General features: G+C 63.2%; 5 protein-coding genes. 2 read left to right on the top strand and 3 right to left on the bottom strand.

Features of this window, described 5'->3' with window-relative positions:
* Nucleotides 1–368: SRPBCC domain-containing protein (locus tag VEK15_30280; GenBank protein ID HXV65021.1), on the bottom strand; the 368-nt coding region annotated here is incomplete at its 3' end.
* On the bottom strand, nucleotides 368–751 hold the full coding sequence (locus tag VEK15_30275) for a metalloregulator ArsR/SmtB family transcription factor (GenBank protein ID HXV65020.1): 384 nt from the start codon (nucleotides 749–751) through the stop codon (nucleotides 368–370). The genes VEK15_30275 and VEK15_30280, both read right to left, overlap by 1 nt.
* A gap of 188 nt (nucleotides 752–939) precedes the next feature.
* Between VEK15_30275 and VEK15_30270 the strand changes: the two genes are divergently transcribed.
* The gene (locus VEK15_30270) at nucleotides 940–1,446 is read left to right on the top strand and encodes a DinB family protein (GenBank protein HXV65019.1); all 507 of its coding nucleotides are present in this window, start codon (nucleotides 940–942) and stop codon (nucleotides 1,444–1,446) included.
* 195 nt (nucleotides 1,447–1,641) lie between these two features.
* Complete coding sequence (locus VEK15_30265; protein HXV65018.1) at nucleotides 1,642–2,532, top strand: NmrA family NAD(P)-binding protein; 891 nt, start codon at nucleotides 1,642–1,644, stop codon at nucleotides 2,530–2,532.
* Between the two features lie 7 nt (nucleotides 2,533–2,539).
* Here VEK15_30265 and VEK15_30260 read toward each other — a convergent pair.
* Nucleotides 2,540–4,084: hypothetical protein (locus tag VEK15_30260; protein ID HXV65017.1), on the bottom strand; the 1,545-nt coding region annotated here is incomplete at its 5' end.

Genomic DNA, 4,084 nt, shown 5'->3' with positions numbered 1-4,084 from the left:
GTGAGTGTCGTCGTCGTCTGCCCGTTCTTCTCGGTGAGGACGAGCGTGTCGATCGTTTCCGGCCAGTCCCCGCCCCACCACTCGGTAAAGACGAGACGCTCGGGCGGCCGGATCTCTCGATACACGCCTCGAATCTCCATCTCGGTTCCATTGGAACGGCGCCAGACGAATCGGTTGGCACCACCGGGGCGCAAATCGATCTCGCAGATGGGCATCGTCCAGCCCTCCGGGCCGATCATCCAGCGCTTCACGTGCTCGCATCGGGTCCAGGCCTCGAAGACGAGCGTGCGTGGCGCATCGAAGATACGGGTCATGACGACTTCTCGGTCGGTGGGCGTCGTAACGTGCAACGTTTCAGCGTTTTGCATCAGGGCTCTCCTTTTCGCTCTTTGCGTCGACGTTTTCTCTGCTTGGCCTTCATCTCGTCCAGAAGGGCATCCAGACGCTGGAAGCTTGTTTCCCAGAACTCCCGGTACTCCGCCAGCCACTCGGTGGCCTCCGCGAGCGGCCTGGCCTCCAGTCGGCACGGCCGTCGCTGCGCGTCCCGTCCGCGCGAGATCAGGCCGGCGCGCTCCAAGACTTTGAGGTGTTTGGAGATCGCGGGCTGGCTCATCGCGAACGGCTCGGCGAGCTCCATTACCGATGCCTCGCCCGAAGCGAGCCGGGCGATGATGGCGCGCCGTGCGGGGTGGGCGAGCGCCGCAAACGTCGCGTCGAGGCGGCCCGGCCCTTCATAACCAACCGGTTGCATAACTTATAGGTTATATAAATCGGGATCTTGTGTCAAGGGCCAAATTCGTCGACTCAGACGATGGACTGCTGTCCCCGTTCGTGCCGGATTCTGCGGCGGCGGCCGGCCAAGCGGAACTTTTTCAAGAATTATGAAGTGAGATGACATGTCTCCTGCGCTACCCTCGCTCATTCCGAGGAGGTTTCCCAATGAAAATGAACGAGCTCTTTCAGGCCCTGCTGGAACGCGAAGCCGCGGTATCGCGACGCGTCCTGGAGCGCGTCCCTGAGGGGCGTCCAGATTGGAAGCCGCACGACAAATCGATGCCCTTCGGCTATCTGTCGAACCTGGTGGCGACGATGCCTTCCTGGATCGCCATGGAGATCCTGCAGAATGAGCTCGACCTCGCGCCGCCCGGCGGATCCACGTACCAGCCTCAATCGGCCGAGACGGTCGCGGAGCTCCTTCGGGCCCACGATGACGCAATCGCCAAGGCTCAGCGAGCTCTCGGGGGCACCAACGACGAGCATTTGAAGACACCGTGGCGGCTGCTCGTGGCCGAGAAGCCGGTCATGGAGGCCCCGCGGCACGTTGTGATCGCCGACACCTTCACTCACCTGGCGCATCATCGGGGCCAGCTGAGCGTCTACTTGAGGTTACTGAATATACCCGTGCCTTCGCTCTACGGACCGTCCGCGGACGAGCGAGCCTGGTAATCGTGGGTGGATGCCGGCTCGGCGTGACGGCTCCTAGGCGCCACGTACCGGCGCGACCGATGAGTCACTGATCCTTGCGGAGTCTAACCAGCTCGACTACTAGCTCGAACGAGCCCAGGTGCCCGCATGCCGACTTCACTGAGCAGGATTGACTGACAGCATCGAGCCATAATGAGTCATTGAGAGGAGGTCACGATGATCGCGATCATGGGTGCGACGGGCCATACGGGACAGAGAATCGGCGAGCTGTTGCTCGATGCCGGCGAGAAGGTCCGTGTGCTCGGTCGCTCGGCGGCGAAGCTGGAGCCCCTCCGGAAGAGGGGCGCGGAAATCGAGACCGGCGACGCGGAGGACGCCCGGTTTCTCGCCCGAGCGTTTCGCGGAGCGGACGCGGTCTTCACGCTCATTCCTCCGGACGTTCGCGCCGCCGATTATCTCGCCCTCGGGGAGCGAATCGGTGAAGCGACGGCGAGCGCCGTGCGCGAGAGCGGTGTCCAACATGTCGTCTTTCTGAGCAGCGTCGGAGCCGATGTTCCCGAGGGGACGGGTCCGATTGCGGGCCTCCATGCTCAGGAAGAGCGCTTGCGCCGGCTCGAGGGTGCGAACCTGCTCGTACTCCGGGCCGCGTACTTCTTCGAAAATTTCTATTCCATGCTCGGCCTCATCAAACATCAGGGGATCAACGGCGGCGGGATTGCCCCGGACGTCCCGATCCCGATGATCGCGACCCGCGACATCGCGGAAGTGGCGGCTCGGGCACTCAGAGAGCGTGACTTCGAGGGATTCACGATTCGCGAGCTTCTCGGGCCTCGCGATCTCACTCACGCAGAGGCGACGCGTATCCTCGGTACCCGTCTCGGGAATCCCGAGCTGCGATATGTCCAGCTCGGCTACGACGAGCTCGAGAAGGCGCTCGTGGGGATGGGGGTTTCCGAGAACGTCGCCACGCTCTACGCCGAGCTCGACCACGCCCTCAACGAAGGGCTGGTGAGGTCACTGGAGGGGCGCCGTCCCGAGAATACGACCCCGACAGGTTTCGAGGATTTTGCCGCCGAGCTGGCCGCGGCGTATCGCGCGATGCCATGAGGGAGGTTCATGGCTCGGGCGGGGAGAAAAGGCTGAAGTCCACCGCCTCGATCACGGCGCTCCGTCCCACGATGGGTGGCTCGAAGGGGACGTATCGTCCGTCCTGGTAGAGCACCCATTTCAAAGAGTCGTCCTCGAGCTCACGCTCGAAGGTGAAGTGTACTTTTCCCGGCCGCCCGTCCGGCGTCTGCGCAACGACATGGATCCGGACTCCCGATAGCTGAACCTCATAGTCTTCCGGGAACGGCGCGTTGCGGGTGCGATAGACGATGTCGAAAGGGGAGCCGAGCCAGCCGCCCTCGGCTTCGATGGAGATCGTGTGTGCGGAAAGACGTTCGAGAACGAGCGACGTGACTCCCGGGGCGAGCATGAGCATATTCTTTGGAGCGGGCCTTCCGTCGAACCGACGAACGAGCAACGTGTACTGTCCATAGAACGCATCCGGCTGGTTGACGATCACGAGCCGCTGACCGGGAAGCTTCTGATCGTCCGGAAGACTTCGAGGCGGATTGGCGTAGATGGGCTCCTGCGACGCCACCGCGCGGCTCATGATGAGGTTCAAGGGCACCGCGACCACCAGGTGCACAGCGACCAACGTCCATCCCAGAACACGACCTGGTGATCCAGTCATCGAGCGATCCAAGAGACGGACCAGCAACATCGCCAGAAGCGCCATGGCTCCGATGCCGACGAAGAAGAGAAGCCGGTCATGGGGAAACCCGGCGGTGATGGGAACGACCGCCAGCCCCATTCCGAACCCAAAGAAACGCGCCGTCTTGTCTTCTCGCAGGATGGGTCGCAGAAGAAAGAAGATGATCGCCAGGACGGCAATTCCGAAGAGCGCGACCCCGAGCCTCTGGGCTTCCGTCCAGGCGAATGCAAGGCTCGAAGGCGGCAGGAACCACTGGCCGAGCAACAAGAGCGACGCCCGGATCGGGAACTGCGAGAGCCATTCGGTGGGCTCACCGACCGGGTCGAGGTAGAAACCGCTCCCCGAAGTTCCGTAGCCATGGCCCGTGTAGAAGGCGAGCCAGGCGACGCCGATGACGGCATGTGGCGCGATCGCACCGAAGCGGGCGGCGGACGATCTCGGGTCCAGGAAGAGGGCGTAGCCGAGCAAGTAGGGTGCAATTCCGATCCCGCTCTCGCCGGCGAGAAGCGAGGCCAGGAATGCCATGGGGCTCAAGATGGCTCCCGGAGTCCATCGGTCTCGCCGAAAACGGTCGTGGGACCAGAGGCTGAGCACGCCCAGGCTTGCGGACACGATCGCATTCCGGTTGGCGAGGAAGGCGACGGGCATGGCGTGAGCGTCGTCGAGTGCATAGAGGAGGGTCGCAAGTCCGGCGACCATGGGCACCGCGATGAGGCGGCGGTACAGCATGGAGGTCAGAAGGACGAGACCGAGGAGCCAGGCGACACTGTGGAGGTGCATCGAGACTCCGCTGTCTGGCCAGAGCGCGTAGTCGATGACATGCGTGAACGAAGACAGAGGGCGCCAGAATCGGATTTCGAGCTCATCATCGGCCCACCACGGCAAGACCCCGAGATCCTT

It is taken from the genome of Vicinamibacteria bacterium, assembly GCA_035620555.1.
Taxonomy (GTDB): Bacteria; Acidobacteriota; Vicinamibacteria; order Marinacidobacterales; family SMYC01; genus DASPGQ01.
The sequence above is the reverse complement of the archived record's forward strand: the minus strand, read 5'-3'. Positions and strand labels throughout refer to the sequence as shown.

Excerpts from the sequence above, each read along its gene's own strand:
- VEK15_30265 (HXV65018.1), top strand. The coding sequence starts at position 1,642 with ATGATCGCGATCATGGGTGCGACGGGCCATACGGGACAGAGAATCGGC.
- VEK15_30270 (HXV65019.1), top strand. The coding sequence starts at position 940 with ATGAAAATGAACGAGCTCTTTCAGGCCCTGCTGGAACGCGAAGCCGCG.
- VEK15_30275 (HXV65020.1), bottom strand. The coding sequence starts at position 751 with ATGCAACCGGTTGGTTATGAAGGGCCGGGCCGCCTCGACGCGACGTTT.